At 45.9% G+C, this 612-nt stretch carries 2 tRNA genes and 1 rRNA gene; all 3 read left to right on the forward strand.

Features of this window, described 5'->3' with window-relative positions:
- A 16S ribosomal RNA gene (locus tag AC0MXB_RS18295) occupies positions 1-107 on the forward strand; the annotation flags it as partial.
- Positions 108-224: 117 nt separating this feature from the next.
- Positions 225-301: transfer RNA gene (locus AC0MXB_RS18300), tRNA-Ile, on the forward strand.
- 105 nt (positions 302-406) lie between these two features.
- Positions 407-482, forward strand: a tRNA-Ala gene (locus AC0MXB_RS18305).
- Positions 483-612: the final 130 nt, after the last annotated feature.

The following is a 612-nucleotide window of genomic DNA, read 5'->3' on the forward strand; positions in this document are numbered from 1 at the left end:
CCGGTGAGGTAACCGTAAGGAGCCAGCCGTCGAAGGTGGGGCCGATGATTGGGGTGAAGTCGTAACAAGGTAGCCGTATCGGAAGGTGCGGCTGGATCACCTCCTTTCTAAGGAGCTACGTACTTGGGATAACCAAGTGCAAAGCATTCTATGGTCGGTCACATTTGGCAGTTACATCCATTGTTTGGTTTTGAGAGAGTCATCTCTCTAGATTTAGTAGGCAAGGGCCTATAGCTCAGCTGGTTAGAGCGCACGCCTGATAAGCGTGAGGTCAGTGGTTCAAGTCCACTTAGGCCCACCATTTAATGCTCATGAACTTGATGGATTAAATGAGAAAAGCTGACTAAGGTAAAAAGTGAGCTTGAATTTTTGTCTCAAAGACAAGGTTTGAGTAAACTATATACGTGGGGGTGTAGCTCAGCTGGGAGAGCACCTGCCTTGCAAGCAGGGGGTCAGCGGTTCGATCCCGCTCATCTCCACCACTTATTGCTCTTTGAAAACTACACAGAAGAAGAAAAGAACGAACCTCTTTTTGTAAAAAAAGAGAGTTCACTTAACGAGTATGTTAGAACACTTGTTTAGGCAAAACGTGTGAACACTTTAAAAGTGAGA

The sequence above is a fragment of the Pelorhabdus sp. sgz311001 genome (genome assembly GCF_055901755.1).